Origin of the sequence: Ruegeria sp. HKCCD7559, assembly GCF_013110575.1 — a bacterium.
In the GTDB taxonomy this organism is placed as follows: Bacteria; Pseudomonadota; Alphaproteobacteria; order Rhodobacterales; family Rhodobacteraceae; genus Ruegeria.
In genome coordinates, this window is sequence record NZ_WVQU01000004.1 from 280692 (window position 1) to 305388 (window position 24697).

A 24697-nucleotide genomic window follows, 5' to 3' on the forward strand; every position below is an offset into this window, starting at 1 on the left:
TCAATCAATCTCCAAAATCGGGGCGCCAAGAATTTCGAGGTCAGGTGTCACACCTAAACCCGGGCCTTCGGGCGGTGCAATCCGGCCGTTTTCACGGTTTGGTGCGTCGGGGCACAGGCGCGGAGCAACGTAAGAGGACAAGTCGCAAGTGTTCATCAGCGATCCATGCGGGGTCGAAGCCGCAAAATGCAGCGAGGCCGCCGTTACGATATCCGATCCCCAGGTGCATTCTGCACAAATCTCGGCACCCAGCTGCACGGTCAGATCGCGTGCACGGCGCATTGCCGAAAGACCGCCGAATTTCGACAGTTTCAGCGCCACCGCGTCCATGCAACCCAACTCATGCGCCCGCATCAGCGATGCAAGATCAAAGGCGCTTTCGTCGATCTTCATTGGCAGACCCGTCGACTGACGAACAGCGGCGCAGTCTTCCAGTGTTTTGCAGGGCTGTTCCAGCATCACATCCAGATGCGCCACCGCGCGCCCGGTTCGCGTTGCCTGAAGGCGCGATGCGCCGCAGTTCCAGTCGCCATACACAAGCGGTCCGGTTCCCACGGCTTCGCGCACTTTGATCAGCCGCTCGGTATCGGCTTGCCAATCACCCTCGACACCCAGCTTGACCTGGAATTGCCGAATGCCCGTCTGAAAGGCTGCCTTGGCGATGCGCGCCATTTCGTCCGGCGCGATACATGTGATCGAATGATAAAGTGGCATATCTGCCCGCGTCCGCCCGCCCAGCAACGCGTAAACCGGCACCCCCGCCGCGCGGCCGAACAGATCCCACAACGCAATGTCGACGATCGATTTCGCGTAGCTGTGGCCTTGCAGAAATCCGTCCAACTTTCGCATCGGTGCGTCAACCCCAATTGGCGAAATCCCGAGAATCTCGGGACCCATTTCAGCGATGGCCCCCGGTACTCCATTTGCATAGGCGGGCAGATAATGCGGGATCGGGCAGACCTCGCCCCAACCTGTCAGACCTGTATCCGTCTCAAGACGCAGGATATGAGACGTCACGGTCGCGCAGGTCTTGCCGCCGGCCATGTGATAGGTTTCATGGCTGGTCAGATCGACGGACCAGAGTGTTATCTTGTCAATTCTCAAGCATATTCTCCTACTGGATCACCCAATGCAGCTTCGTCCGGATGCACGCCCAGCCCCGGCGCTTCGGGCAGATGCAGATGGCCATCGACGTTACGGGGCCCTCGACCACCTGCAACATCAACCGTGATCATGTCCTGACAGGCCCAAACCGCGTGGCAATGGTCATCCGGGATCGTGGCGGCCAGATGCAGCGCTTCGGTATCGGCCAGAACCGTTCCACCGGTAGCCATCACAAACATGTCTATCCCATGGGCCAGCGCGATATCGCGCATCCGCGCGGCCTTGGTCAGGCCACCCACGCGATTCAGCTTGATCCCGAATATCTGGGCCAGACCATCGTGGGCAATCCGGACGGCATCCTGCAAGGTCACAAGGGACTCGTCCACAGATACTGGGGATGCATGAAGCCTTGAGATCGCCGCGATATCATTCAGTGTTTCACAGGGTTGCTCGAACATCACGTTCAGGTCTTCGCAGGTGCTCATCACCCGCAAGGCCTGCTGGCGCGTCCAGCCACGGTTGACATCATACAGAACAATCTCTCCGGGCTGCCGGATGCTTTCCACATCCCGCACACGCGCAATGTCCCGCTCGACGTCACCGCCGATCTTCACCGAATGCGCGATATAGCCGCGCTCGCGATATCGCTCCATGACCTCGCGTGTTTCCTCGACGGTTTTTGCCCCGACCGAGGACGCAATCGGGCGCGGTGTACGCGATCCGCCGCCCATCAGATCGGCAATCGGCAAGCCCGCCGCCTGACCGGTAATATCCCAGCAGGCCATGTCTATGGGGCTTTTAGCATAGAGATGTCCGGGCAAGGCTAGATCCATGGCCCGTTCCACGTCCAGCACGCGCCGCGGATCAAGCCCCAGGATGAAGGGGGCCATCGTTTCGATCCCGGCCCGGATGCCCGGCCCGTGCGCGGGTACATAGGTGTGCCCCCAGGGCGTGCCCTCGCCCCAGCCAACCAGACCGGTATCGGTTTCGAGCCTGACCAGCGTCGCATCAAGCGTTTCAAACTTCAGGCGCCCCCCGGAAAGCCAATAGGGATGCTCGAGCGGCAAATCGACCTGAAAAACGGTAATGGTTTCAATCTTCATAGAGCATACTCCGCCACAGGTGCGCCGAGGCTTTCAAAATCGGGGGTTACACCCAATCCCGGCGTATTTGTTGCATATAGCTTTCCGTCTTTCACGACAGGACCGCCGACGCCCGTAGATCGCGTGTTGTAGTTCATCAGATCCGTGGTGTTCTGCAGGTATTCAGGCGGGGTCGACGCCGGAAAATGGGCGACAACCGATGCGATGGCCGTTTCAATCGCGTTTCCCGCACCCCAGGCATAGGTGCCGCCGACATAGGGAAGCCCGGTCTGGTAAACTCGGATGCGGGTGATTTTCATGCGGCGTCCATTCTGGGCAGGTCGCCCATCCCTTCGCCTCGCCACAGGACAAAGGTCAGGATCGGTTGGTCCGTCGTTGTCATGGCGTGGCTTTGCCAGCTTTTGTGCTGTCGTGTCTGGTGCGGGCCGACGAAGGTTTCATCCTCGTTGCTGCGAAAAACTGCTCCGCCCGCAAGGGTCAGATACAACTCTTCCGCCTGATGGCTGTGCCAGTCATAGTCCAGACCAGCGTCCCAATATCCAACGTAGCCGCGCAATTGGGTCGAGTGGAAATGCCCGGTCGGTCCGAACAGTTCGTAATACCCGTACCGATTCAGGAAATCCGCACCGACTTCCTCTTCGGTGTATGTGTGTTTCCATTGCGCCAGATGCGCGCTGGCCTTGATCGCCGCGACCAGATCACGGGTTGGCGCCACGCCATCAAGGCCAAAATCGCCCACCAGATCGGTCGCCGGAATGTGAGCAGGCTGCAAACCCGTCGGTGTCAGATCGTCCGGCCATGATGCAAACGCGGCAAGGTCACGATGCGCCTGATGCAATTGGCGGGCCGCCTCGAGAACATCTTCCAACGTCATGGTACCACCACGATGTTGCCGGTATGCTGTTTGGCGATGAACACCGCTTGCGCGTCCCGCAACTCCTCCAAAGGATAGGTTGCGGCCAGAGCCGGCTTGATTTCACCGGCTTCAATATATGTCACGAGGTTCTTCATGACCTCGGGTCCGATCACGGTTGAACCGGTGAAGGTCAGATCGCGCAGATAGAACGTCCGCAGGTCAAGTTCGACCATCGGACCTGCAATGGCCCCCGAACAGGTGTAGCGCCCGCCGCGCTCCAGTACGTCGATCAGGTTCGGCCAGTAAGGGCCACCTACCACATCGGCGACCACGGTGATCTTCTCGTCGCCCAGCGCCGACCGCAGATCTTCAGGTGTGCGGGGCAATATCACATCTGGGCCAAGATCGGCCACGTCGGCGTGTTTGGATTCGGATGCCATCGCAATCACACGCGCGCCACGGCGTTTGGCCAATTGAACCAAAGCACCACCCACCCCGCCAGAGGCACCGGGTACAAGAACGGTGTCTTTTTCCGTCACGTTGGCACGGGACAGCATCCCTTCAGCGGTAGAATAGGAACAGGAGAATGTGGCCAGTTCGGCATCCGACAGATCCGAAGTGATCGGCACCGCATTGACCGCCAGAGTCGTGGTATATTCGGCGAACCCGCCATCGCGTTCCGAACCGAAGTACCCTGTCTTGTTCATGTTGCCGGGATCAGCCGGATCTCGCAGCCAGCCATCCGTGATGACACGCTCGCCTATACGAGCGCTGTCCACGCCCTCGCCAACGGCCACGATACGGCCGCAGACATCTGCGCCCTGAATGCGCGGGAAGGTGATCGGGTTGCCGCCCCATGTCGGGTCTTCTTCACCGACTTCCTCGAATGCGCCACCGGTGGTCGCATCCGTTACGGTCTTGGAATACCAGCCGGACCGCGTATTGACGTCGGTATTGTTCAGGCCGCAGGCTGCGACCCTGATCAGAACTTCACCAGCCGCGGGTTCTGGACGCGGCCAGTCTTCCTGCATCACCATCTGTTCCAGACCACCATGGCCCATTGTGACCATGGCTCTCATCGTATCGGGCAGGCTCATCAAGCGGTCTCCAGTATGGCGTCACTGCGGGGCAGCAAACTGTCGGGGTCGTAGGCAGGTTTGTCCAGAACACGGGCGGTACGGGGTTGGCCATGGATCACGACCTCCAGCTGTGTCCCGGCCTTGGCCGCTTCGGGCTTGAGGTATGCAAAGGCCAGAATCTTGCCGACGGTGTGGCCATACGCGACCGACGCCGTGGACCCGACGACGCGCCCGTCCAGCAGCACCGCCTCTCCGCCATGCCCATCAATCTCTCCATCCGGTTCAATTGAAAGATAGGCACAGATCCAGGGCAGATCGGTGTTGAGCGTCTTGTCCTTGCCCAGATAATCCTTGTCGGTGCGCGCAAAACGCTGCACGTCGGCCTCGGCCAGAGTGACCTCGTTGGTCAACTCGCCCGCGCCTTTGAAGCCCTTCTCCATTCGCATCACGTTCATGGCAAAGCTGCCGTAGTCGGTGATGCCATACGCCTCACCTGCCGCCCAAAGCGCGTTGTAGACGTCGAGGCAGGCAGCGTTGGGCATGTGCACTTCCCAGCCCAGCTCTCCGGCATAGGACATGCGGAAGGCCCAGACCTTGTGACCGGCGATGGTGATTTCCTGCGCGGAAAGCCAGCGGAACCCGGCATTGGTCAGATCGGCATCGGTACAGCGCGCCAGCACATCCCGCGATCGAGGACCGTTCAGCGACAGGGCCGACCAGTCCGCGGACAGCGCGGTGATCTGCACATCCTCTTCCGCGCGCTGCTGCGCCAGATGATCCAGCAGGCGCTGTTCGAAGAAGGCCGCACAGACCAGATAGAAGCGGTCAGCGGCCATGCGGACAATCGTGGTCTCCAATTCGATACGGCCGCGACGGTTCAGCATATGGGTCAGCGTGATCGAGCCGACCTTCTGCGGCATCCGGTTTGCGGTCAGCCGGTCAAGCAGGGCATAAGCCCCCGGCCCCGAAACCTCGACCTTGGTGAAGGCGGTGACGTCCATGATGCCGACGCTTTCACGAACGGCTTTGACCTCGGCCGCGACCATGTCGTCGGCGGGGGTGCGGCGGAAGGAGTAGTGATCGCGCTGTTCCACACCTTCCCGCGCAAACCAGCGGGGGCGTTCGAAACCATACACTTCTTCATGCACCGCGCCCTTGGATTTCAGCAGCTCATGCAGCGGTGACGGCTTGATCGGTCGCCCGGCCAGACGGTTGAAATGTGGAAAGGGGATTTCATGGCGCAGGCAGTAGTCTTCTTCGGCCTTGATCACCTGCCAATCCTTGGTCGCATAGCTGCCGAACCGGCGCGGATCGAATTCGCGCATCGAGATATCGGCGGCACCATGCACCATCCACCGCGCCAGTTCGCGGGTCAGACCCGGCCCCCAGCCGATGCCGATCTGGGTCCCGCAACAGCACCAATAGTTCCGAACCCCCGGCGCTGGTCCGATCAGCGGATTGCCATCCGGTGGGTGCGAGATCGCCCCGTGCACGTCGCGCTGAATACCGAGTTCGGCAAAGATCGGCATCCGGTTCAGGCTTTCCTCAAGCCACGGCATCACCCGGTCGTAATCCGCGTCGAACAACCAGTTTTCGTATTCCCACGGGCAGTGATCATGCCAGACCGAGTTCGGGTTCTCTTTTTCGTAAATCCCGATCAGACCGCGCTGCTGCTCCATCCGGATATAGCCCGAGACCTTGCGGTCATCACGGATCACCGGCAGTTCGGTGTCCAGGTTCTGGAATTCAGGCACCGGCTCGGTCACGAAGTAATGGTGCGTCATCGAGGTCATCGGCAGTTGTAACCCGGACCATTCGCCCATCTGACGGGCATAAGTGCCGCCTGCGTTCACCACATGTTCGCAGGTGATGGTGCCCTGCTCGGTCTCAACCGCCCACTCGCCATTCTCGGCCTGCGTGATGTTGGTCGCGCGGCAGTTGCGGAAGATACGTACGCCTTTCTGACGCGCACCGGTCGCCATCGCCATGGTCACGTTGGTTGGATCGACATGTCCGTCATCTGGTGTGTGCAACGCGCCTAAAACACCTTCGAGATTGTAGAACGGGTGCAGTTCGGCCACGTTTTCGGGACCAACAAGCTCGATATTGAAACCCAGCGACCGACCAACCGACAGGGTGTGGCGCAGCCAGTCCATCTCATCCTCGGTATAGGCCAGACGGAACGAACCGCAGCCATGCCATGTGACGGGCTGGCCGGTTTCGGCCTCCAACTGACCAGAGTACAGGCCAATATTGTAATCCACGCATTTGCCCAGTCCAAAGCTGGACGTCGAATGCGTGATCTGACCCGCTGCATGCCAAGTGCTGCCGCTGGTCAGCTCGGCCTTCTCCAGCAGGACGGTATCAGCGCCCCAGCCTTCATGTGCCAGATGATAGGCCAGACCGACCCCCATCACGCCGCCTCCGACAATGACCACACGGGCGTGTGACGGCAGTTCGTTCCCGGACATGATTTTTCCTCTTCCCGAGTCGCGTTTCTGCTCGACAGGCTAATTCCACAAATGTACCATCGTCAATCATGAATGACACAAATGTATCATCAACCGTTCTGGACCGCCTGAGCCAGGAGTGGGACGCCCTTACCCCCGAGGCGCAGAAAGCCGCGCGTTACGTTCTGGAAAACCCAACGGATGTTGGGGTTTCAACCGTGCGCGAGATTGCCGAGGCGGCCAAGGTCAAACCCAATACTTTCGTGCGCATGGCCCGGCAGGTGGGCTTCGAAGGGTACGAAGATTTCCGGGCCCCCTTCCGCGAATCGATTCGACGGGGCAACGTGTCGTTTCCCGACCGCGCGCGTTGGTTGCAGGACATTGGCAAGTCAGGGGAACTGGGTGGGCTTTATGCCGATATGGTGGGCGCGGCGATCCGCAATATCGAAGAAACCTTTGCCGGAATCGACGCTGCGACCCTGAAGGCCGCCGCCGAGGTTATCTGGAACTGCCGCCAGATATTCACGCTGGGCGTTGGCGTCAACAACGCGAACGCGCGCAATTTCACCTATCTTGCGTCGACCGGGATGAAGCAGTTTCACGCCATTCCCCGCCCCGGCTCGACCCCGGTCGATGATCTGGCCTGGGCCGATGAGCAGGACGTACTGATCGCGATCACCTGCCACCCCTATCGCACCGAAGTCATCGAGGCGATCAAGCTGGCTCGGCAACAGGGTCTGACCGTCATCGGTATTTCCGACAGCCCGGCCAGCCCGGTGATCCTGAACGCCCACCACGGCTTTGTCGTCGCCGCCGACACGCCGCAGTTCTTTCCGTCATCCGTTTCGACGATTGCCTTGCTGGAAACGCTGCTGTCCTTCGTGATCGCAGTGTCCAGCGATGAGATCGTCGAGCGGGTGGAACGGTTTCACCAACGCAGACACCAACTTGGCCTCTACGCGGAGGAGCCCGAATGAACGCACCCCTGACCCACTCACTGGACGCGCGATACTATACCGACCCTGCGATTTTCGAGCAGGAAATGCAGGGGCTTCTGGCCCGAACGTGGCAGTTTGCGGGCCATGTCGCGCAGGTCCGGGAAACGGGGGATTACTTTGCGTTTGAGATCGCCGGCCAGAACCTGTTCTGCATTCGCGGCCGCGACGGCGAAATCCGCACCTTCTATAACGTCTGCCAGCACCGCGCGCATGAAATGGTCACCGGCGCGGGCAACACGCGTGTCGTCGTCTGCCCCTACCACGCCTGGACTTATGAGCTGTCCGGTCACTTGCGCGCCGGACCCAACATCAAATCCGTCCCCGGGTTCGACCGCAGCGCTATTTGCCTGACCTCGGTGCGCACCGAAGTGTTCAACGGTTTCATTTTCGTCAACCTCGACGACAACGCCGCGCCAATGGATGAATGGTACCCCGGTGTGCGCGAGGAAATCCGCGCATTCGTCCCGCATATCGACGATCTGGAACCGCTGGAATGGGTCGAGATCCCCGAAAACTGCAACTGGAAGGTCAGTGTCGAGAACTACTCGGAATGCTACCATTGCCCGACCAACCACCCGACCTTTGCCGAAGGTGTGGTCAAGCCCGAAACCTATGACATTCAGCCGGACGCGGGCGGCGGCTACGTCCTGCGTCACACAACGGAATGCCAGAGCCTCGACAAGATGACCTATCCCATCGACCTGTCGGTACCGCACGCGGGCGATTACCAATCGTGGTTCCTGTGGCCGATGTTCTCGTTTCAGTGTTATCCCGGCAACGTGCTGAACACCTATCACTGGCGCGCGGTTGATGCCGATCACTGCACCGTCTGGCGCGGCTGGTACACCGAGGGAGGCTCGGACAGTGCGGTTATCCGGCAACTGGCGGTCCAAGACCGCGAAACGACGGTCGAGGAAGACATCCGCCTTGTGGAATCCGTTCATCGCGGGCTCAAGTCGCGGGGCTATCGCCCCGGACCGCTTGTTCTGGATCCGGGCTGCGGGGTGATGTCGGAACATTCCATCGCGCGGCTTCAGCAATGGATGCGCGAGGCTGTGGATTAGTGGCCGAGGTAGCACGCTGATGCTGATGCCTGAAGTCTGGCGCCCGGAACACAAACTGTTCCCCCATCAGGTCGGGTTCACCTGCCCGCCGTTCGATTTTGACGCCGCGCCCTCGGATTTCCTGCGCATGTGCCCCGAAACGGTGGGCGTTCACGGGTGGATGCTGCATGTGCCAGACTACGTGCACGGGTTGGATCAGCGGAGACAGAACTTTGGCATGCTCGAAGACTTCGTGCACTGTATGTCTCGCAACGGTGTGGATGTCTGCGGTCAGGTCGGTTCGAATTGGGTCCATGCCTGCGGGCTGGGCGTGGAAGGCGTTCGGCAACACTGCGAAGGCCTGTCAGACAAATATGGCACCCGCTTTCACATGGCGGGATATGCCATGGTCGAGGCATTGCGTGACCTGAATGTCGAAAAGGTTGCCCTGAACGCCGCCTATCATTGGCCGGAATGGTGGCAGGGCACGGTCGGCTTCTTGAAAGAAGCCGGGTTTGATGTGGTCTGGGCCGGGAATTTCCACGATCAGGGCTGGTTCGACAGTCAGGAAGACGTCAATTCCTGTCGCTGGGTCTTTGACGGCGGTCTGGCACTGAAAAGCTTTGAATATGTGGCCGACAAGGCACCTCGGGCCGAAGCGATCCTGATCAATGGCATGTGCAATTTCCGCACCGGTCCCGGTGGCTTGCCCCAGCGCCCGCTGCATCTGGCCGATACGCTTGAAGACACGCTGGGCAAACCGGTGATCGGCCACGACATCGCGCTTTACTGGCGCATCTTCAAATCCCTCGGTATCGCACCCGACAAACCGCACGGGAAATTGCTGAAACGTCTTGAGTTGTTCGAGAGGCCATGACCATGCACAAAATCCTCGCGCTCTGGGCCGTGCCCAGGTCCACGTCAACCGCGTTCGAGTGGATGATGCGGCAACGCGGTGATCTCGACTGCCTGCACGAGCCCTTTGGCGAGGCGTGGTATCAGGGTGAAGACCCGCTTTGGCATCGGTTCCAACCGGGTGATGTGACAACGCCGGGCCTGACACTGGACAGCGTGTGGCTGGACATTCAGCAGCGGGCGAAACGGGGGCCGGTCTTTCTCAAGGATTTTCCGCATTACATCAACCACATGTGGGATGCCGAGTTTCTGTCGCATTTCACCCACGCCTTCCTGATCCGGGACCCGGCCAAGACCATCACTTCGATGTACAAACAATGGCCGGACTTTGCCGAAGGCGAGGTTGGCTTTCCCGAACAGCGCGCGCTGTTCGATCTGTTGACGGCGTTGAACGGAACTCCGCCGCCAGTCATTGACAGCGATGACCTGCTGGAAGACCCACATGGCATGACCCGGGCCTTCTGTGACGCGGTGGGAATCCCATTCATCCAGGAGGCGCTGACATGGGAACCGGGCGGTGATCCGTCCGCCCTCAGCTGGTGGGACGGCGGGTCGTTCCATGGCAACCTGGCGAAATCGACCGGGCTTGCCCCGCAGACACGCACGCATATCGACATCGCGGACGCGCCAGTCCGTGTGAAACAGGTGCACCGCAGGATGAAACCGCATTACGATCACCTTTACAGACATCGCCTGACACACTGACACACCGGAGACCCGCAATGGCCGACATTTTCGACGAAGACCTGTTTCTGAAAGGACTCGAGCAAAGGAAGAACACGCTGGGCGCAGAGTATGTGGAAAAAAACCTTGCTGCCGCCGACGACTTCACCCGCCCGTTTCAAGAAGCCATGACGGCCTGGTGCTGGGGGTTTGGCTGGGGCGACGACGTGATCGACGCCAAGACCCGGTCGATGATGAACCTGTCGATGATCGGTGCGCTGGGCAAGATGCATGAATGGGAAATCCACTGCCGGGGCGCTATCAACAACGGGGTTTCAAAGGAAGAAATCCGCGCCATCATCCACGTGGTCGGGATATATTGCGGTGTTCCTCAGGCGCTGGAGTGTTTTCGCGTGGCCCGCAAGGTGCTGGAAGAAACCTGACGACCCGTCACAGACCAGCCGCCGACAACAGCCGCACGCCTTTCTCGTAGTGTTGCCGGTTCTTGAAACAGCCGGGCCAGGCCCAGCGTTCGGCCGTAAAGCCCGGCTGCAATTCCAGAATCTGCCGGGCATGTCGACGCGCCAGGGAATGGTTCCCGGCGGCGACGGACAGCATGCACAGTACGACCCTGGGGCGAACGCGTCCGGGGTCAACCCGCAACACGTTATGGGCATGCTGCCACGCGGCCTTGTCCCCGGTTATCATCATTGCGATTGCCAGATTTGCTTCGATCCAAATGGGCGGATGCGGCGTCAACGCCAACGCTTTCTTGCAGACCAAAACGCCTTCTTCGGCCCGGTCATCATACACCAACAGGATGCCGTAATATCCCAACAGTTCCGGGCTTCCGCTGAAACGTTCCACGACGGCAAGCATCAAGCTGCAAGCCTCTGACGTGTTGCCGGCAACACTGTGGGTAAAAGCATGGAGGGCCGAGCAATACGGGTCAGTCGGGTTCAGAGTGCGCAACTGTTTGCATTCGGCCTCGACCATTGCCAGCGTCTCGGCCGGGTTTGCATCCATGCCCAGGCGGATCATGTCCAAATGACAGAAACCGATCGCCACACGGGCCGGCAGGTATCCGGGGTCAAACTCGAGACAGGCGCGGTATTGACGGATGGCATCCTGCAACCCGTCTTCCGTTGCCTGACTTTCCAATATGCGCGCTTTCTGGAACGCAGACCAGGCCTCGGTCGAAGTGGCACGACCAGACCAGATTTCTGACCAATACCCGTCACGCAATCGCAGTTGGAGCGCCTCGACAACCTTGATGGCGATTTCTTCGACCGCGTCGAATGTTTCCTTCGCACGAAAGCGGAACCGCTGTGTCCAAAGGCACACCTGATCCGCGGTTGACGTCAATTGAGCGGCCACCCGCAGACCTTCCGCGCCAACCACGCTGCCGCTGAGAACATAACCTTCAACCGCGCCTTCCTGCCTGCGCGCGTCACGCAGTTCGATCACGTCGGACATTGTGCCCAGAAGAAACATGAGTTCGTCTCGTATTGAGGAGGCAGCAATGCTGATATCCGGCGTTTCCCCGACAACCTCAAAAGGCTCAACCACAACCGCTGGACGCAAGCGCCCCCAATGCACCGGCAAACCGCGGCCAACCAGAACCGGTCCGTCTGAGTCTGTATCGATGTCCCAATAGGCCTGCCGTTCAACCGTCAGCCACGCCTCGAACTCGGGGTCGGCAACGTCCAACCCTTCAAGCAATTCAGCCCGATCGGAACTAAGCTGCTCGTCAAACAGATCAACCTCGACAGCTGTCAGATTGATCGACACCGTTTCACGTGTGACTTCAAGAAAATCAAGTTTGTGCTTGGAAAAGTGCTTGCTGAGAACACTCAGCTCTTTGCGCAGCGACGCCGCGCCTTGTGCGGGCGAACTCTCGCTCCAGAGCTTGTCCTGCAACCAAGCCCTGCTGCGTATCGCGTTTTTTGACAGAAGCACCAAAGCAAGAAGAGCTTTCGCTTTGGTGCCCCGAGGCGTCACATCCTGACCGTCGTCACGGATAATCTGAAACGGTCCGGTCAAAAAAACCTTGGTTATTGCCTCAGTCACTTACAGCCCTCAAGAAACGTTCGGGGGTTGTCGTTAACCGCTGCATCCAAATATGACGATACCACCCATCGCTTCATAGGCCAGTTTGCAGCACCATGACTCGTGATCGGGGTTCGGATCCGGCTTTTTGTCACTCAGGTCCGGAACAACGATATGAACCAGATCCTTGGTATCATAGACAAACCTGACCTCAGGGTTACCACTGTCCGCGAGGATTTCTTGAATTTTGCGTTCCGCCGCGTCCTGATCATCTTGCGACCCCAGCGCACGGCCGCGCGCGGCATTCAGAACTTCGCACCCCAAGTCTTTCAACGAGTAATTCGGGTTGATTGCCAAACGAGCCATGTAAAATCTCCTTCTCAAACAACAATGCCCGCTTGTATACCCCGTTATATGCTTATCCGGAAATGAAAATGACCGACACGTTGATTGAACGCGCTGAAACTGCTCGGCTAATTTCCAAACCCTCGTTTGCCGAATTCCCCAAAGCTGCGCCGATCCACGCGGCTTTTCGCTTGATCGAGCTGCGCGACGGAACTCTGCCGCCCAAGGGCGGGATGGGCCATCGCGTGTCTTTCGGCACCGGCCGCACACCGGAAGAGGCGGCGCGGCTGGCCGGGTTCGAAGCGATTGAGCGCTATGCCTTGCAATACAGTGCCGAAGCACCACAAACCCGCAAAAGCCTGATTGCGTCGGATGGCGCATCCCATGTGATGCCAAACGACGCGCTTGCACTGGGTGTTCCGGGCAGTGACGGAAAGGTCACTTCGAAAGGTGCCGCGGCTGGCCCGACACATGAAGCCGCTGCGCTGTGGGCGGCGCTGGAGTGTTTGGAACACGCTCTTGGATCGCAGGGGTTTGACCACCTGGCGCCGGACACGGTCCTGCCCCGTGATTTGACGCAGTGGCTGCACGTCCAGCTGCGGCAACTGAGCCTTCACATCCTCGAAGTTCCGGGCATCGGCCTTCTGCTGCGCGCGGTCTGCGCAGATGCGGATGGCGGCAGGCCGACCTACGGATCGGCGCTTTCCGCAAATCTGGCGCAGGGCGTCTGGCACGCAGCATCCGAGGCGGTGGTGTCCTGGCGCAACATGGTGATGCTTGAACACAACGGTGTAACGGATCACGGCATGGATGCCGAACAGGCCCGTCTGCTCCGGCTTTATCGTGGCGCGCAGAATGACCGGCCTGTTGCTCTGACGCGGTTGTACGACGTGCAGGCGTGGGACAGCCCGAACCCGTCGCTGACGACGGTATTGACAGCGGCAAGCCGCGCCCTCGGTCGTCCGGTTGCGGTTTTTGACATGACGGCACCTGAAATTCCCCTTCCGGTGGTCAAAGCCGTAGCAGTTTGAGCACCTGTCAGGATCCGTCTCTGCGAAAGCGTGTCGTGTCGCCGTTGGTCTTTGCCTTGCAACGGTCCGCGAATTCCAAAAGCTGCCTGCAACGTTCGGTCTCGGGCAGGCTGCGGACAACCCGCCCCGGATCAACATGCGGAATTTCAACAAATTCGACACGGGTGATCACGCGCGGCTTGGCGGCAACTGTGATCATCGGTCCGACCTCGATCAGGCTGGCCAGAGCATAGCCCGAGACAGGGCGCGCCGAAGCGCCAGTTCCCAGCGTGATATCATCCAGAAACCGGGGATCGTCGTCGGCAGGTCCGAATTCAAGTCGCATGTGCATTCCCGGCGCACCGCGCCTGAACCGGACCCAGCCCCGAGGCACCCCGCCCGCACCCACAAACAGTTCTGATGTATGGAATGCCTGAATATACAGCCCCAGCGGATCTGAGAATGCCATCGCCCGGCCCGCAGGTGACTTGCCACAGTTCCCCGCGGCCAGTTCAAGCGTATCGCTCACCAGGCGGATCCCTGCATGCCCGCAGTACAGATCCTGCCGGTTCGCGAAATCAAGAACTTCTTCAAGCCGGGCGCGCCGGTTGTCCTCGCCGTCCTTCACGAGATACGGGAAGGAAGAAAAATGCATGGTCTGGATCAGATCGGTCAAACGGTTCGTGCCCTTGGCCAGAAACAGGGCGTGCTGGATATTCAACGGATGTTCCGGCGGATGCGCGTCATCATTGCCCACCAGCCTTTTGTGAAAGCGGGCCGCACGCTCGGACACATCCATCGATGTCCATACCGACCGTGAGACTTCAAGCAGGTCCGTGCAGGAGTAGAAGCGCCCGGTCACCGATGCGACCACCGACAGGAAGTGATCGAGATCGAACACCGCCATGAACTGCCACCACTCCACAAACTCGGTAGTGGCCACAAAACGCTTCGGGCGCAGTCTGCCACCGGCATCGGGTCGCATTACCAACGTGTATTCAAGATATTCATTGTGCAGCTCAACCCTGCCGGGCCAGCCTTGGTCACACACGCGCGCCGCCAGCTCATCGCCCAGACAGTCCCGCGGTTCCCGGGGATCGGCGCGCCATCTGAACCCATTCGAAGGCTGGCCCGCCTCTATGTCACGCGGATCCATGACCAGAAACGGGCTGACACCTTGCACGTCGAATATGTTCTGAATGCTTGAATTCCACGCTGACCGGGTGGCTTCGTTCACGCCTTGATCAGCAAGTCCCGGCGATTGGAATACAGACATCAAAGAACACCGTTGGGCTTCAGAGACACTAGAATGGAAAGTCAGAGGTCGATGCCCGCGGGGTTTCAATTCCGACAGGGCGATCGCCACCGGTGACGAACAAGGAAGCATCATGGAAATCGACCTGTCATGGGGCCTGATAGCTTCATCATGCCCACCCCGCCTGTTCAGGCAAATGACGGGTCCACCACAATTCGGGCGTACTGTTCACAATGTGGATTTCGCTACCGCAAGAACGACCGCCAACGATGTTGAGGCGATCTCCATCAAATGTTTCAAGCGACATTTTCGCGGCCCCCCGGAAATTCGCCATCTGTTCGGCCAGAATGCCCACCGCAACGCGTTCACCCATTCGGATACTGTCGAAATAGTCGCTGTAGAAATGTACCCCTGCAAAATTGCGCCCGATCGCGATATTCGCAGCCAACTTGTTCAGCTCGCCATTCAGCGTAAGCTTCGCTGCGTTGTCCTCTGGCTGCACGGACTCAACCAGTGTCCTGCCACCCGGAGCCGGAACAAAGACGCGCGGCATACCCGCCTCTGCCAAGGATACCCGTGACCCGTCCAGCGCATGTGTTCTGAAGAACGCCTTGAGCAGCGTCGCGCACGCCCCGGCAACTGCGCCATGCGCCGCCCCGTAGGACGGCTGCATTGGCGAGCCCTCGGGATAAGCAACAGGCAACAGCAGGTTGCGATCGATTTGTGGCAGCCCTTTATGAGAAACCGCGTTGTGGGCGAACCGCTTGGTGGCCGGCGCGGCGGCAATGGCTTCCACAAGACTGAAATCTTCGCAGGCGGCGCTTTCCAATTTCTCAAGATGGGCTGCGGCAAACGGTTCCGCTGCCCCAAGCACCGCGCCATGACCATTCGCCACCAAAGTTGCAACGCTGCCCAGCTTTTCAGGGCGGGCGCGGTTGTGCACCTGAAAGGTCTGGCGTCGCACGGCCCGCATTGCCCTGGTCGCGGTTTCTGCCAGCATTGACAGCGCGTGTGATCCGCCCCAATGGGCCCCACTATCCTCCGCACGGGAATTCCAGACATCGGGCAGACCGTCATCTGCTTGAAACCCTCTGCCCAACATCAACAGGCAGGCATTGAAAAAAGCCTGATAGATCGAGTCGAAATGCACATAGGTAGCAAGGTCGCGAGGTGTTTCAATAAACTTCGGGCCACAGGCCTCAAAGGCTTGTTCGCCGGTCGCGTCCGCCCCGTTCTGAACGTCCAGCCACTCGGCCCAGTCCCGCAAATAGTCCACGCCAACAGCCTGAGGTACAACCCTTTGGTCAAGCCGAAATGAACCAAACGGCATTGTCCCTGGTGTTGTTGTTTTTTCCAACCACCGCCCTTGAACATGCGCCGCGTCTGACGTCAGCGGGCCGTACCCCTGCAAAAGGAACTGCGACATGTAAGGCCCTTCCGAACAGCCTTGGCTCGAGCCGCGGAACAAAGTTCGCGAAGACAGACCTTCGCCATCTCGAACCCGGCGCGCCGCCGGTACTTTCCCGATCTCGGCACCGCTGGCATCCTTTGGGCAACCGTCTTTGCGGAACCACTCCAACCGGACCAGGGCGCCAAGCACCTTGTCGGTTCCCTCGGCACCATCCCGAATGGTTTCGAAGGGCACATCCCGCAGACAGGCCATCGCATAGAGTTCGGCCATCTCTGCCGCCAGTTCATCTGACCCAAGCCTGGGCGCCGGAGCGATACCCAAACCGCCGGCGTCCAATCCATTGAACCCCAACCGATGACCCAGGATCGGCCCTTCCCACGCACGCCATCTAAATTCACCACCCTCTGATGGCGCGGTGCGGAAGGGCCCGGAATAGGCTGGCGTGTCAAACAGCGTCAGCCTGTTTCCATGATTGTCGGTGCCGGTTGGGTCAGCCACTTCTTCCAGAAACTCGGTATAAACCTGCGCGTCGACAATACCATTTTCGTCATGCCGCAAGCCCTTCGAAAAGCTCGTGGGCCAAGTCCCGGCAAACAGGTCTGCTTCGCCGTTATGTTCGGCGGCTGCCCCGTCTCTGGCACCAATCGGCGCGTTCGAAAGACACTGATCCCGGTTCAATCCACGATTGGGCTTTTCCAGGTCCTGCCAGGGTTCAGACGGAATGATATGTTGCGGCATGTTGCTCTCCCGATCGACGGGGACAACGATTCGCACGAAGCCGTTACCGGATCGTGACCGGTCATTCCGACAGGCTTTTTGCCCTGTTCTGCAACACTTTGAGAATGTCCAGGGTAGAAAAGGCTTCGATCGCGCTGGACACCAGGCCCCGCCGCCGCATTCCGATCTTTCGAGAAATTTCGGAATCCAATGCAAGACAGGATATCACGGGCCCAGCCAGCTTCGAGCCGCATTCCACCGGACAGAAAGATAAAGAAAGTTGGATGGCGGAGACGAAGTCAGTATAACTAAGCCTGCAAGTTACTGTTAAATTTAGGTAAAAAGAAATAATACCGAGATATATACCACACTAAGTTCGATTTCGAGCCAAGCATCGCGCACAGTGTCATATCACAGGATGTCGGTAAAACACTAAAGCAGACACTCAAGCAGAGTTCAGCAAACGACCGCTCCAAGCCCCAAAGACGACTTAGGTAACGAGCGCAACAATTGTCGTTTTTGGCGGGAAGCGGAAGTTCGATGCGACCGCAGGGTCACCACTCAAGCGTTACAGAAGCGGACATTCGGTCGCAAATCTGGATCTTTCTCTTCGACCGACCCTGTGATGGTGTTTCTCATCTGCTTTTCCCTTCGCAGCATGAGCATGATCTAACTGGTTTGGCGCGAAAAGGGGTGTGATGGCTTTCCAGCACGTCACAACCAACAATGCACCGGGCTTCAGCGCTCTGCGGATTTCGCTGAGGGCCGCTGTCTTGTCCGGAAAGAACTGCAGGCCGTGATGGCAGAAAGCCAGATCGAACTCGCCGTCGTCGAGGGGCATGGATTGCGCCGACGCTTCGATCCACTCATAGCAGTGCATGCCCGGGGCGCGGGCGCTGGCAGCGAGATCGCGTCGAGCGTCGCGGCAGTACAGTTTGCGGGCCTCGATCGCGTCCTTCCAGTTGTTGATGTCCGTCAGGATAACACGGGTTAGCTCGATGTCCTGCAGGCCGGACCCGACATGTTCGAGAGCGGCCTTGATGATCTCGAAACACTGCTTGGGCTGGGCATAGAAGTCACCGATGCCTAGCGTCTTGCCGTTCACATCTACTGGCGCGGTGCCCCCGACAGCGATGAACGATCCAACCCGAACCGCCCGGCTGAAGCCGACGATTTCCTCCACAGGGTTTCCACTAGAGACGAGTTGCCGCCCCTTCCTTGCTAACTCTCCTGCAATGTGTGATCTCAGTCTGGACTGGTTTGTTGAGTAAATCTCTCCCGGAATCGAGTTCGTGAAACGTCGTTTCTGACCAGTTGGCAATTCAACCCATGGAGTCCGCGAAGCTTCGAAGCCGTCGCGCGGCCTGACCCGGGAATCCATCCACCTCGCTCTCATCAAACACCGCATAGGCCGCGTAAGCAAACCTTGGTGCTGCCTCGATCAGCGTGAGCCACCCGTCCTGAAGTTCCGTTTCGATCACGCGCCTGGGGAAGTAGCCAGCTGCGGGAACAGATTTCAGATACTGCAGGCCCAAGGTTCCGATGCCCAGCTGAAGGCGCGGTGCGTCAAGCTCTGGAAAGTTCAGCAAATGGTCGGCGCGGAACTCCGGGCCCCAATCTATCAGGATGTAAGAGCTGCCCAGTGCGGCGGGTTCGGCGTCAGGGCCGCTGCTGACAAGTACAAACTCATCCTCAAAAAGTTGAAGTGCGGACAAGCCCGAGGCGTTCCGCGGACGGTACATGACGGCGAGGTCGAGGCTGCCCTCCTCGATCTCTCGAGCCATCGCTTCGGAGGAGGCCGCCGAGGCTCTGACGGCAACGTTCGGCAACGCTGCCATCAACTCTGGTAAGGCGTTTATGAGATACCCGTCCCAAAGGCTCGGCGCCGCGCCGATTTCCAGCGCTGCGGCCATGGAAGCGGGAAGACCAGCGTCCAGCTTTGCCTGTGTCCAGGTGCGCACCAGAACCTGAGCGTGTTTGAGGAAATGTCGCCCGGCAATGGTCAAGGTTGCACCCGACTTACCACGTTGGAACACCGGCTGACCAAGCTGTTGCTCGAGAGTTCTGATTCTCATGCTCACTGTCGATTGTGTGACGTGAACCTTGTTGGCTGCGTCGAGAAAGGTTCCAGTTTCCACCACGGCGAGGAAAGTTCGAGCAAGTTCAATATCCATCGGTCACCTATTCGAATATCCGATATTATCTGCGCAAAAAATTCGTTATTCAATAAGATACGTGTGTGCCATATTCTCTAAGTAGCGCGAAGGTGCCCCGCCAGATCGGAACGCCAATCAAAATTCTCGTTTGTAGTGGAGATCTCGATCTGAGGAACCGTTGCAATCTGAAACCTGTAGAAACGCCACCGACACCGGAGCGCTGCACCAACCCCACAATGGGCAAGAAGCCCATTTTCTCATGGAGATAACAAAATGAGTCGAGTTTCTGTTGTTGCTCTGCTCTCTTCACTGTTTGCTGTTCCGGCATTCGCCATGCCCGCTGATCTTGACATGGACGGGGATGGCCTGGCGTCGCTGGCAGAGCTTCAGACCAAGTATCCTGAAGTCTCGGATGATCTCTTCCTGGAGATCGACGCAAATGCCGATGGTTTCATCAATGACGACGAATTGGTTGCCGCCGTTGATGCAGAGCTTCTCCCTGGTCCCACAGGGGATCAGTAAGCAAAGGTTGTCACGGTTATGAGGAAGCCAATCCTGCCTCAAAAATGGCTGCTTGCCGCGATGGGTATCTGGTTGGTTTTGTCCCCCTTTGTCCTGTTTCGTGAGGAAACTCTTTTGCAGGGCATGGCTGTACTTGAAGCTCTCGCCTTCATGGCAATTGGCATTGGTGTTCTGGTCATGTCCGGCGCTGACGGTCGGAGCCACCTTCTCGCACGGGTGACTCCGGTATCGGCACTGGGGATTTCGCTGATCGTCGCACCAACAGCGCTGAATTTCACCGGCCATATTGTGGCAACGGCCAATGCATGGCTAACGGGATCGGCGCTGATCGCGCTCGCCGCATGGGAGGTAATGGCAAGCCGCGGATTGCGTACAATCTCGTAAACCGGCGCGGGGTGGGAAACTGCCCCGCGCCCCCACATTCAGGCCACCTAAATGATCTCGTCCTCATCGAACATTGGATCACCGTCGAGCTGATTGGCGATCATGTCGATCCGCATTTCAACATCTGCGCTCGTCGTTTTGGCGATATGAAACAACGCGTCGCCCTCGTGCACAAATGGCAAATTGGTACGGCCCACAATGATGCCGTCCGTTTCTCCAAGAACGTCCTTTCTTACTTCGCCAAACGGGTCCGAGATCCGGCCAAGCAAGTCGCCGACCTCCACATATTCGCCCGCTGCCTTGAACGTTCTAAGCAAACCGCCGACCGGAGCGCGCACCCAGGAACTCGTCCGTGCGTGAACCGGCGCCTCACGCACGGTAGCGATGCCACGCCTGGCGACCATGCCCATCGCGTTCATAACCCGAAGAATACCTGCAAGACCCGCCCGGGCCGAAAGTTCGTCGAAACGCAGCCCTTCTCCCCCTTCGAACAGCAGCACATCGACACCTCGCTCTTGTGCCGCTTTTCGCAGGGACCCGTCGCGCAGCTTGGAAATCATGACGACCGGTGCACCGAACGCATCGGCGTATCTAATCGTCGCATCCGAGGCCGGGGAAACTCGAATTTGAGGCAGGTTGGTGCGGTGGATCGCGGCAGAATGAAGATCGATACCGAGGTCGGAACGCGCAACAATTTCGGTCATAAAGATATGTGCGAGGCGGCCCGCCAATGATCCGCCCTCGCTGCCGGGAAACGACCGGTTCAGGTCGCGCCTGTCCGGAAGGTATCTCGATTGTGTCATGAAGCCGAACGCGTTCACGATTGGCACAACCAGCAACGTGCCCGCGATCTTGTCGAGTTGAGGGGCCCGTAGCAATCGCCGTGCGATTTCGACGCCAATCACCTCATCGCCATGAATTGCCGCGCTGACAAACAGGACCGGCCCTGGGCGGCGGCCATGAACCACATGCACTGACATGCTGACCGGCGTATGATCGGACATCACGCTCACCGGCAGGTCCAGCGTAATCCGCGTGCCGGCCGGGACGGTGAAACCGCCGATTTCAAATGGCTCGCGCATGGCTGTTATCCGCGCCCTCTGGTCTTGGTATTTCCCTTAGTGGCGTTCTTTTCAAGAAACTCGATGATCTTGCCTGCAACATCAATGCCAGTTGCCTTTTCCACCCCTTCAAGTCCGGGTGAGGAATTCACCTCCATGACAACCGCCCCATGATTGGCGCGCAGCATATCTACGCCGCAGACATTCAGCCCCATCGTCTTGGCTGCACGCACAGCGGTAGAGCGTTCCTCGGGTGAGATCTTGATGGGCTGGGCGCTTCCGCCCCGGTGCAGGTTGGATCGGAACTCTCCTTCGGCTCCCTTCCGCTGCATCGCCGCGATAACGCGGCCACCAACCACAAGCGCACGAATATCTGTACCGCCCGCTTCCTTGATGAACTCCTGTACCATGATGTTAACTTTCGCGCCGCGAAATGCCTCGACCACGGATTTTGCCGAGCGGTTTGAGTCTGCAAGAACCACTCCGATGCCCTGCGTACCCTCCAGAAGCTTGACCACCAGAGGAGCGTCCCCCGCGAGTTTGAGAACTTCGTCGGTTTGCTTAGGATCATGAGCGAACGTGGTGACAGGCAGGCCTATGCCGTCCCGCGCCATGAGTTGCATGGAACGCAACTTGTCGCGAGATCTGCCAATCGCCACTGACTCGTTGAGCGGAAAGACCCCCATGATCTCGAACTGTCGCAGCACAGCCAGCCCATAGAATGTGACCGATGCTCCGATCCGGGGGATTACCGCGTCATAACGCCCAAGCTTCTTACCGTCATAGTAGACCTCGGGTCGGCGTGAAGCGATGTTCATGTAGCAGCGCAGCGTGTTCACGATATCAAGCTCGTGGCCGCGCTGCTCGGCGGCTTCTTTCAGACGACGATGGGAGTAAAGTTCTGGATTGCGGGCCAGCATGACAAATTTCATTGGCGTTGTCCTTCCGGGTCGTTGCGTGTGGCTTTTCTTTTGATCCCAGTTGGAGCTTTTCCGGAACCCAGCAGATAGGAGTGACCCGGATCGACAAGAATTCCCCGCCTGCGAATGGCGGTGCGGCCAAGGATCAGATCAAATTCCATCTTCGCACGGTTGGCCAGCGAAACGTCGATCTGCCAGCGATGCCGCCCAAGCAAAAGCTGCGTTCTCACGATCAGTCGACGTTCGGGGACACCACCTGTGTTCTTGATCTCGCGTTCGTCGACAACCCTGGTTCGAACCCGGTTTGGTGAACGGCGGTTTTGGACTGGTATCATGAACTCGACCCATCGCTCGCCGTCAATCTCAAATACGGTCTGGTCCACTGCATGGAGCGCAGCGGTTCTTGCGCCAGTGTCTATCTTGGCCGGGATATTCTCTATTCCGAAGTCGGGCAGGCTGATGCGTTCACGCCAACCTATGATTTCTGGGTATGAGACACGCTTCACCATAGCATCTACTCTATGCAGTCATCGTTGGCACGTCTGTAGTTCACAAACGAATTGGCGCCCATCACGACATAGAACGTATCCATGTCGATTAACACGTACCCAAGTTCAAAAAGTGCAACCGAAAGTGCACGGATGTCTGTTTCGTACAATCGCCTGCGCCCTGCAATCCGGCGCACGAGCTTGTCCGGTATTCGATAACGTCCATTCGGCTTGCCGCCAAAGTCCTGATCGTAAAGCTCGGCGAGGCGTACGGCGGTCATGGATATCCAGTCATTTTCAAGCATGACTTTTTCTATATTGGCAATTAAAATTTGTCTATAGGTAAAAAAAATCTGCTAAAAGTCCTACATTCTCCAGAATTCACATCAAAGAATCGAATATGAGCGACACAGATACTATCCCGAGGGAACTGGAAACGCAGTTGCAGCAAGCCCTGGCAGAGCGTGACGGCGCTGAACTCGCACGGCTGCTTGATCCGCTTCCGTTGAGCGATGCCCTGCGTGAACTGCTCAATCTGCCAGTAGAGCAGCGGAGTGCCGTACTGTCTTTGCTGCCACCGGAACTGGCTGCCGAACTTGTCGAAGAGGCGCCGAACGCGATGGCGGTCGATCTTGTCGAGCGCATGGAGTCGGAGCAGGCCGCAGAAGTCATCGAAGAGCTGGCTTCTGATGTTCAGGCCGATGTCATCGGAGAGCTTGAAGACGCAGATGCGGAAGCAATCCTTACCCGGATGGATCCTGAGGACGCCGCAGATGTTCGTCGGCTGGTGGAATACGAGGATAATGTCGCGGGCGGCCTCATGGTTGCCGAAGCCTTCACGTTCTCCGAAACCGATACAGTTGGGAAGGTTCTACGGCGGTTCGCCAACGAAGAATACGACCTTGAACGCTATCGGGGTCAGCACCCCTATGTGCTGGATTCGAATGGTGCCCCAATTGGCGTGGTCTCATTGCGCAGCCTCGTGTCCACACGCCGAAGCGCGCGTTTGACCGATATCATGGTGCCCCCAATTACCGTCCCAGCCAACATGCCGCTGGAGAAACTGGAAGACTTGTTCGATGAACACCCGTTTCTTGGATTACCGGTCGTGGAAGCAGACGGGCACCTGGTGGGCGTTGTCTCGCGGTCTGCCGTTGATGAAGCCCTTTTGGAACGTGCGTAATCGGCCAGCCTGAAACGCCAGGGTGTCTTCGGCGATGAGCTTCGGTCGATGCCACTGCCGCTTCGTGCGAGGCGACGGCTTCAATGGCTTTCGGCCAACATTGTTCTCAATGTGATCGCGGCCAGCGTAATCGCCGCGTATGAACAAACCCTTGCCGCGGTGATCGCGCTTGCAGTGTTCTTGCCGATGGTGTCCGACATGAGCGGCTGCTCGGGCAATCAGGCCGTCGCCGTCAGCATGCGCGAGTTGTCCCTCGGCCTTGTCCGGCCCATCGACGCCATGCGTGTCTGGTTCAAAGAAGTGTCGGTCGGGGTGATCAACGGGTTCGTTCTGGGGCTTCTGATCGGCCTCGTTGCCTGGGTGTGGAAAGGCAACCCGTTTTTGGGGCTGGTGATTGGTGGAGCGCTTGCGCTCAACACCGTCGTCGCCGTGTCCATTGGCGGTGTTCTGCCATTGCTGTTGAAGCGCATCGGTCAGGACCCTGCTGTCGCCAGCGGCCCTTTACTGACGACTATAACCGACATGGCGGGGTTCTTCCTCGTCCTGAGCCTTGCAACCGCAATGATGCCACTTCTGGTTTGACGCTTTCCCGCACCCGAACCATCAGTTCGGTCGGGTGACTGGTACGCGTACTATCCAACGCCGCGCACGCGATGGATCAACAACAAGGTGCAAACCAGAGCCGTCGCTATGCCGACCCGGACCCAGATTCTCTACCAGCTTCTTTGTCAGCTTTGCGCTTAGCGCAGACATTTAAATGCCACTTATTGAATAACACTAGGTGTAACCAGTAAAATTCACGATGATGCTGTGAGTCGGTAAACGCCTATTAATAAAAACTAAATGGAACGTTATACGCACCACGTCAATTGTCTAAAATAGGTTGATGGCGGAGACGAAGTCCGCCTAAATTTTTACATAAGTATATGATTTTAAAATCATCATTTTATAACTTGGGAAGATGCACCACAAAAAATACCACACA

General features: G+C 58.4%; 26 protein-coding genes. 10 read left to right on the top strand and 16 right to left on the bottom strand.

Translation table 11 applies throughout. The features are described from left to right. From GS605_RS13725 to GS605_RS13750, 6 genes are read right to left on the bottom strand one after another with little or no spacing between them, the layout of a single operon-like run. Complete coding sequence (locus GS605_RS13725) at window positions 1-1104, bottom strand: mandelate racemase/muconate lactonizing enzyme family protein (protein WP_171724324.1); 1104 nt, start codon at window positions 1102-1104, stop codon at window positions 1-3. Beyond that, complete coding sequence (locus GS605_RS13730; RefSeq protein WP_171724325.1) at window positions 1101-2207, bottom strand: mandelate racemase/muconate lactonizing enzyme family protein; 1107 nt, start codon at window positions 2205-2207, stop codon at window positions 1101-1103. Before GS605_RS13730 ends, GS605_RS13725 begins: the two co-directional genes overlap by 4 nt. Beyond that, the gene (locus GS605_RS13735) at window positions 2204-2506 is read right to left on the bottom strand and encodes a hypothetical protein (protein ID WP_216600181.1); all 303 of its coding nucleotides are present in this window, start codon (window positions 2504-2506) and stop codon (window positions 2204-2206) included. Before GS605_RS13735 ends, GS605_RS13730 begins: the two co-directional genes overlap by 4 nt. Then, the gene (locus tag GS605_RS13740; protein WP_171724326.1) at window positions 2503-3081 is read right to left on the bottom strand and encodes a dimethylsulfonioproprionate lyase family protein; all 579 of its coding nucleotides are present in this window, start codon (window positions 3079-3081) and stop codon (window positions 2503-2505) included. Before GS605_RS13740 ends, GS605_RS13735 begins: the two co-directional genes overlap by 4 nt. After that, on the bottom strand, window positions 3078-4160 hold the full coding sequence (locus tag GS605_RS13745) for an alcohol dehydrogenase family protein (RefSeq protein WP_253283307.1): 1083 nt from the start codon (window positions 4158-4160) through the stop codon (window positions 3078-3080). The genes GS605_RS13740 and GS605_RS13745 overlap by 4 nt, the downstream gene beginning before the upstream one ends. Then, window positions 4160-6613 carry an FAD-dependent oxidoreductase gene (locus GS605_RS13750; protein WP_171724327.1) on the bottom strand — a complete coding sequence of 818 codons (2454 nt, stop codon included), beginning with the start codon at window positions 6611-6613 and terminating at the stop codon, window positions 4160-4162. Before GS605_RS13750 ends, GS605_RS13745 begins: the two co-directional genes overlap by 1 nt. Before the next feature lie 68 nt (window positions 6614-6681). On the opposite strand from GS605_RS13750, the gene GS605_RS13755 reads away from it, so the two are divergent. From GS605_RS13755 to GS605_RS13775, 5 genes are read left to right on the top strand one after another with little or no spacing between them, the layout of a single operon-like run. Further along, a complete protein-coding gene (locus tag GS605_RS13755) occupies window positions 6682-7569 on the top strand; it encodes a MurR/RpiR family transcriptional regulator (protein ID WP_171724328.1) in 888 nt (295 codons plus the stop codon). Further along, window positions 7566-8654: an aromatic ring-hydroxylating dioxygenase subunit alpha gene (locus GS605_RS13760; protein WP_171724329.1), complete on the top strand. Its 1089-nt coding sequence runs from the start codon at window positions 7566-7568 to the stop codon at window positions 8652-8654. Before GS605_RS13755 ends, GS605_RS13760 begins: the two co-directional genes overlap by 4 nt. A 19-nt stretch (window positions 8655-8673) precedes the next feature. Further along, entirely contained in the window at window positions 8674-9510 is an 837-nt protein-coding gene (locus tag GS605_RS13765; RefSeq protein ID WP_171724330.1) for a hypothetical protein, read from the top strand. Further along, window positions 9507-10253 carry a sulfotransferase family protein gene (locus GS605_RS13770; protein WP_253283308.1) on the top strand — a complete coding sequence of 249 codons (747 nt, stop codon included), beginning with the start codon at window positions 9507-9509 and terminating at the stop codon, window positions 10251-10253. Before GS605_RS13765 ends, GS605_RS13770 begins: the two co-directional genes overlap by 4 nt. A 17-nt stretch (window positions 10254-10270) precedes the next feature. Further along, complete coding sequence (locus tag GS605_RS13775; protein WP_152456719.1) at window positions 10271-10654, top strand: carboxymuconolactone decarboxylase family protein; 384 nt, start codon at window positions 10271-10273, stop codon at window positions 10652-10654. Window positions 10655-10661: 7 nt separating this feature from the next. Here GS605_RS13775 and GS605_RS13780 read toward each other — a convergent pair whose 3' ends face one another. Then, the gene (locus GS605_RS13780; protein ID WP_171724331.1) at window positions 10662-12281 is read right to left on the bottom strand and encodes a hypothetical protein; all 1620 of its coding nucleotides are present in this window, start codon (window positions 12279-12281) and stop codon (window positions 10662-10664) included. Window positions 12282-12314: 33 nt separating this feature from the next. Next, window positions 12315-12626: a hypothetical protein gene (locus tag GS605_RS13785; RefSeq protein WP_152456717.1), complete on the bottom strand. Its 312-nt coding sequence runs from the start codon at window positions 12624-12626 to the stop codon at window positions 12315-12317. 68 nt (window positions 12627-12694) lie between these two features. Between GS605_RS13785 and GS605_RS13790 the strand changes: the two genes are divergently transcribed. Further along, the gene (locus GS605_RS13790; RefSeq protein WP_171724332.1) at window positions 12695-13636 is read left to right on the top strand and encodes a YcaO-like family protein; all 942 of its coding nucleotides are present in this window, start codon (window positions 12695-12697) and stop codon (window positions 13634-13636) included. 7 nt (window positions 13637-13643) lie between these two features. Here the strand turns inward: GS605_RS13790 and GS605_RS13795 are convergent, their stop codons facing one another. From GS605_RS13795 to GS605_RS13810, 4 genes are all read right to left on the bottom strand, one after another. Further along, a complete protein-coding gene (locus GS605_RS13795) occupies window positions 13644-14891 on the bottom strand; it encodes a hypothetical protein (RefSeq protein WP_171724333.1) in 1248 nt (415 codons plus the stop codon). A gap of 148 nt (window positions 14892-15039) precedes the next feature. Then, a complete protein-coding gene (locus GS605_RS13800; protein ID WP_171724334.1) occupies window positions 15040-17019 on the bottom strand; it encodes a hypothetical protein in 1980 nt (659 codons plus the stop codon). Window positions 17020-17566: 547 nt separating this feature from the next. Beyond that, entirely contained in the window at window positions 17567-18181 is a 615-nt protein-coding gene (locus tag GS605_RS13805; protein WP_171724335.1) for a methyltransferase domain-containing protein, read from the bottom strand. A 139-nt stretch (window positions 18182-18320) separates the two neighbouring features. Then, the gene (locus GS605_RS13810; protein ID WP_171638643.1) at window positions 18321-19172 is read right to left on the bottom strand and encodes a LysR family transcriptional regulator; all 852 of its coding nucleotides are present in this window, start codon (window positions 19170-19172) and stop codon (window positions 18321-18323) included. A 255-nt stretch (window positions 19173-19427) separates the two neighbouring features. On the opposite strand from GS605_RS13810, the gene GS605_RS13815 reads away from it, so the two are divergent. Further along, complete coding sequence (locus GS605_RS13815) at window positions 19428-19676, top strand: hypothetical protein (RefSeq protein WP_171169366.1); 249 nt, start codon at window positions 19428-19430, stop codon at window positions 19674-19676. Window positions 19677-19694: 18 nt separating this feature from the next. After that, on the top strand, window positions 19695-20060 hold the full coding sequence (locus GS605_RS13820; RefSeq protein ID WP_171724336.1) for a hypothetical protein: 366 nt from the start codon (window positions 19695-19697) through the stop codon (window positions 20058-20060). Window positions 20061-20107: 47 nt separating this feature from the next. Here GS605_RS13820 and GS605_RS13825 read toward each other — a convergent pair whose 3' ends face one another. The 4 genes from GS605_RS13825 to GS605_RS13840 are packed head-to-tail and all read right to left on the bottom strand — an operon-like array spanning window position 20108 to window position 22834. Next, window positions 20108-21142: a succinylglutamate desuccinylase/aspartoacylase family protein gene (locus GS605_RS13825; protein ID WP_171724337.1), complete on the bottom strand. Its 1035-nt coding sequence runs from the start codon at window positions 21140-21142 to the stop codon at window positions 20108-20110. A 5-nt stretch (window positions 21143-21147) separates the two neighbouring features. Continuing rightward, the gene (gene rimK / locus GS605_RS13830; protein WP_171638640.1) at window positions 21148-22053 is read right to left on the bottom strand and encodes a 30S ribosomal protein S6--L-glutamate ligase; all 906 of its coding nucleotides are present in this window, start codon (window positions 22051-22053) and stop codon (window positions 21148-21150) included. Next, window positions 22050-22550, bottom strand: coding sequence for a RimK/LysX family protein (locus tag GS605_RS13835; protein WP_171724338.1), 501 nt, complete (start codon window positions 22548-22550; stop codon window positions 22050-22052). Before GS605_RS13835 ends, rimK begins: the two co-directional genes overlap by 4 nt. Before the next feature lie 5 nt (window positions 22551-22555). Next, window positions 22556-22834 (bottom strand): hypothetical protein, encoded by a 279-nt coding sequence (locus tag GS605_RS13840; RefSeq protein ID WP_171724339.1) that lies wholly within the window; start codon window positions 22832-22834, stop codon window positions 22556-22558. Between the two features lie 95 nt (window positions 22835-22929). Here GS605_RS13840 and GS605_RS20950 point away from each other — a divergent pair, with 95 nt between their 5' ends. Together GS605_RS20950 and GS605_RS20955 are read left to right on the top strand one after the other, a co-directional pair. Continuing rightward, window positions 22930-23712 carry a magnesium transporter MgtE N-terminal domain-containing protein gene (locus GS605_RS20950; protein ID WP_216600182.1) on the top strand — a complete coding sequence of 261 codons (783 nt, stop codon included), beginning with the start codon at window positions 22930-22932 and terminating at the stop codon, window positions 23710-23712. A gap of 48 nt (window positions 23713-23760) precedes the next feature. After that, entirely contained in the window at window positions 23761-24294 is a 534-nt protein-coding gene (locus tag GS605_RS20955; RefSeq protein ID WP_216600183.1) for a magnesium transporter, read from the top strand. Window positions 24295-24697 lie beyond the last annotated feature (403 nt).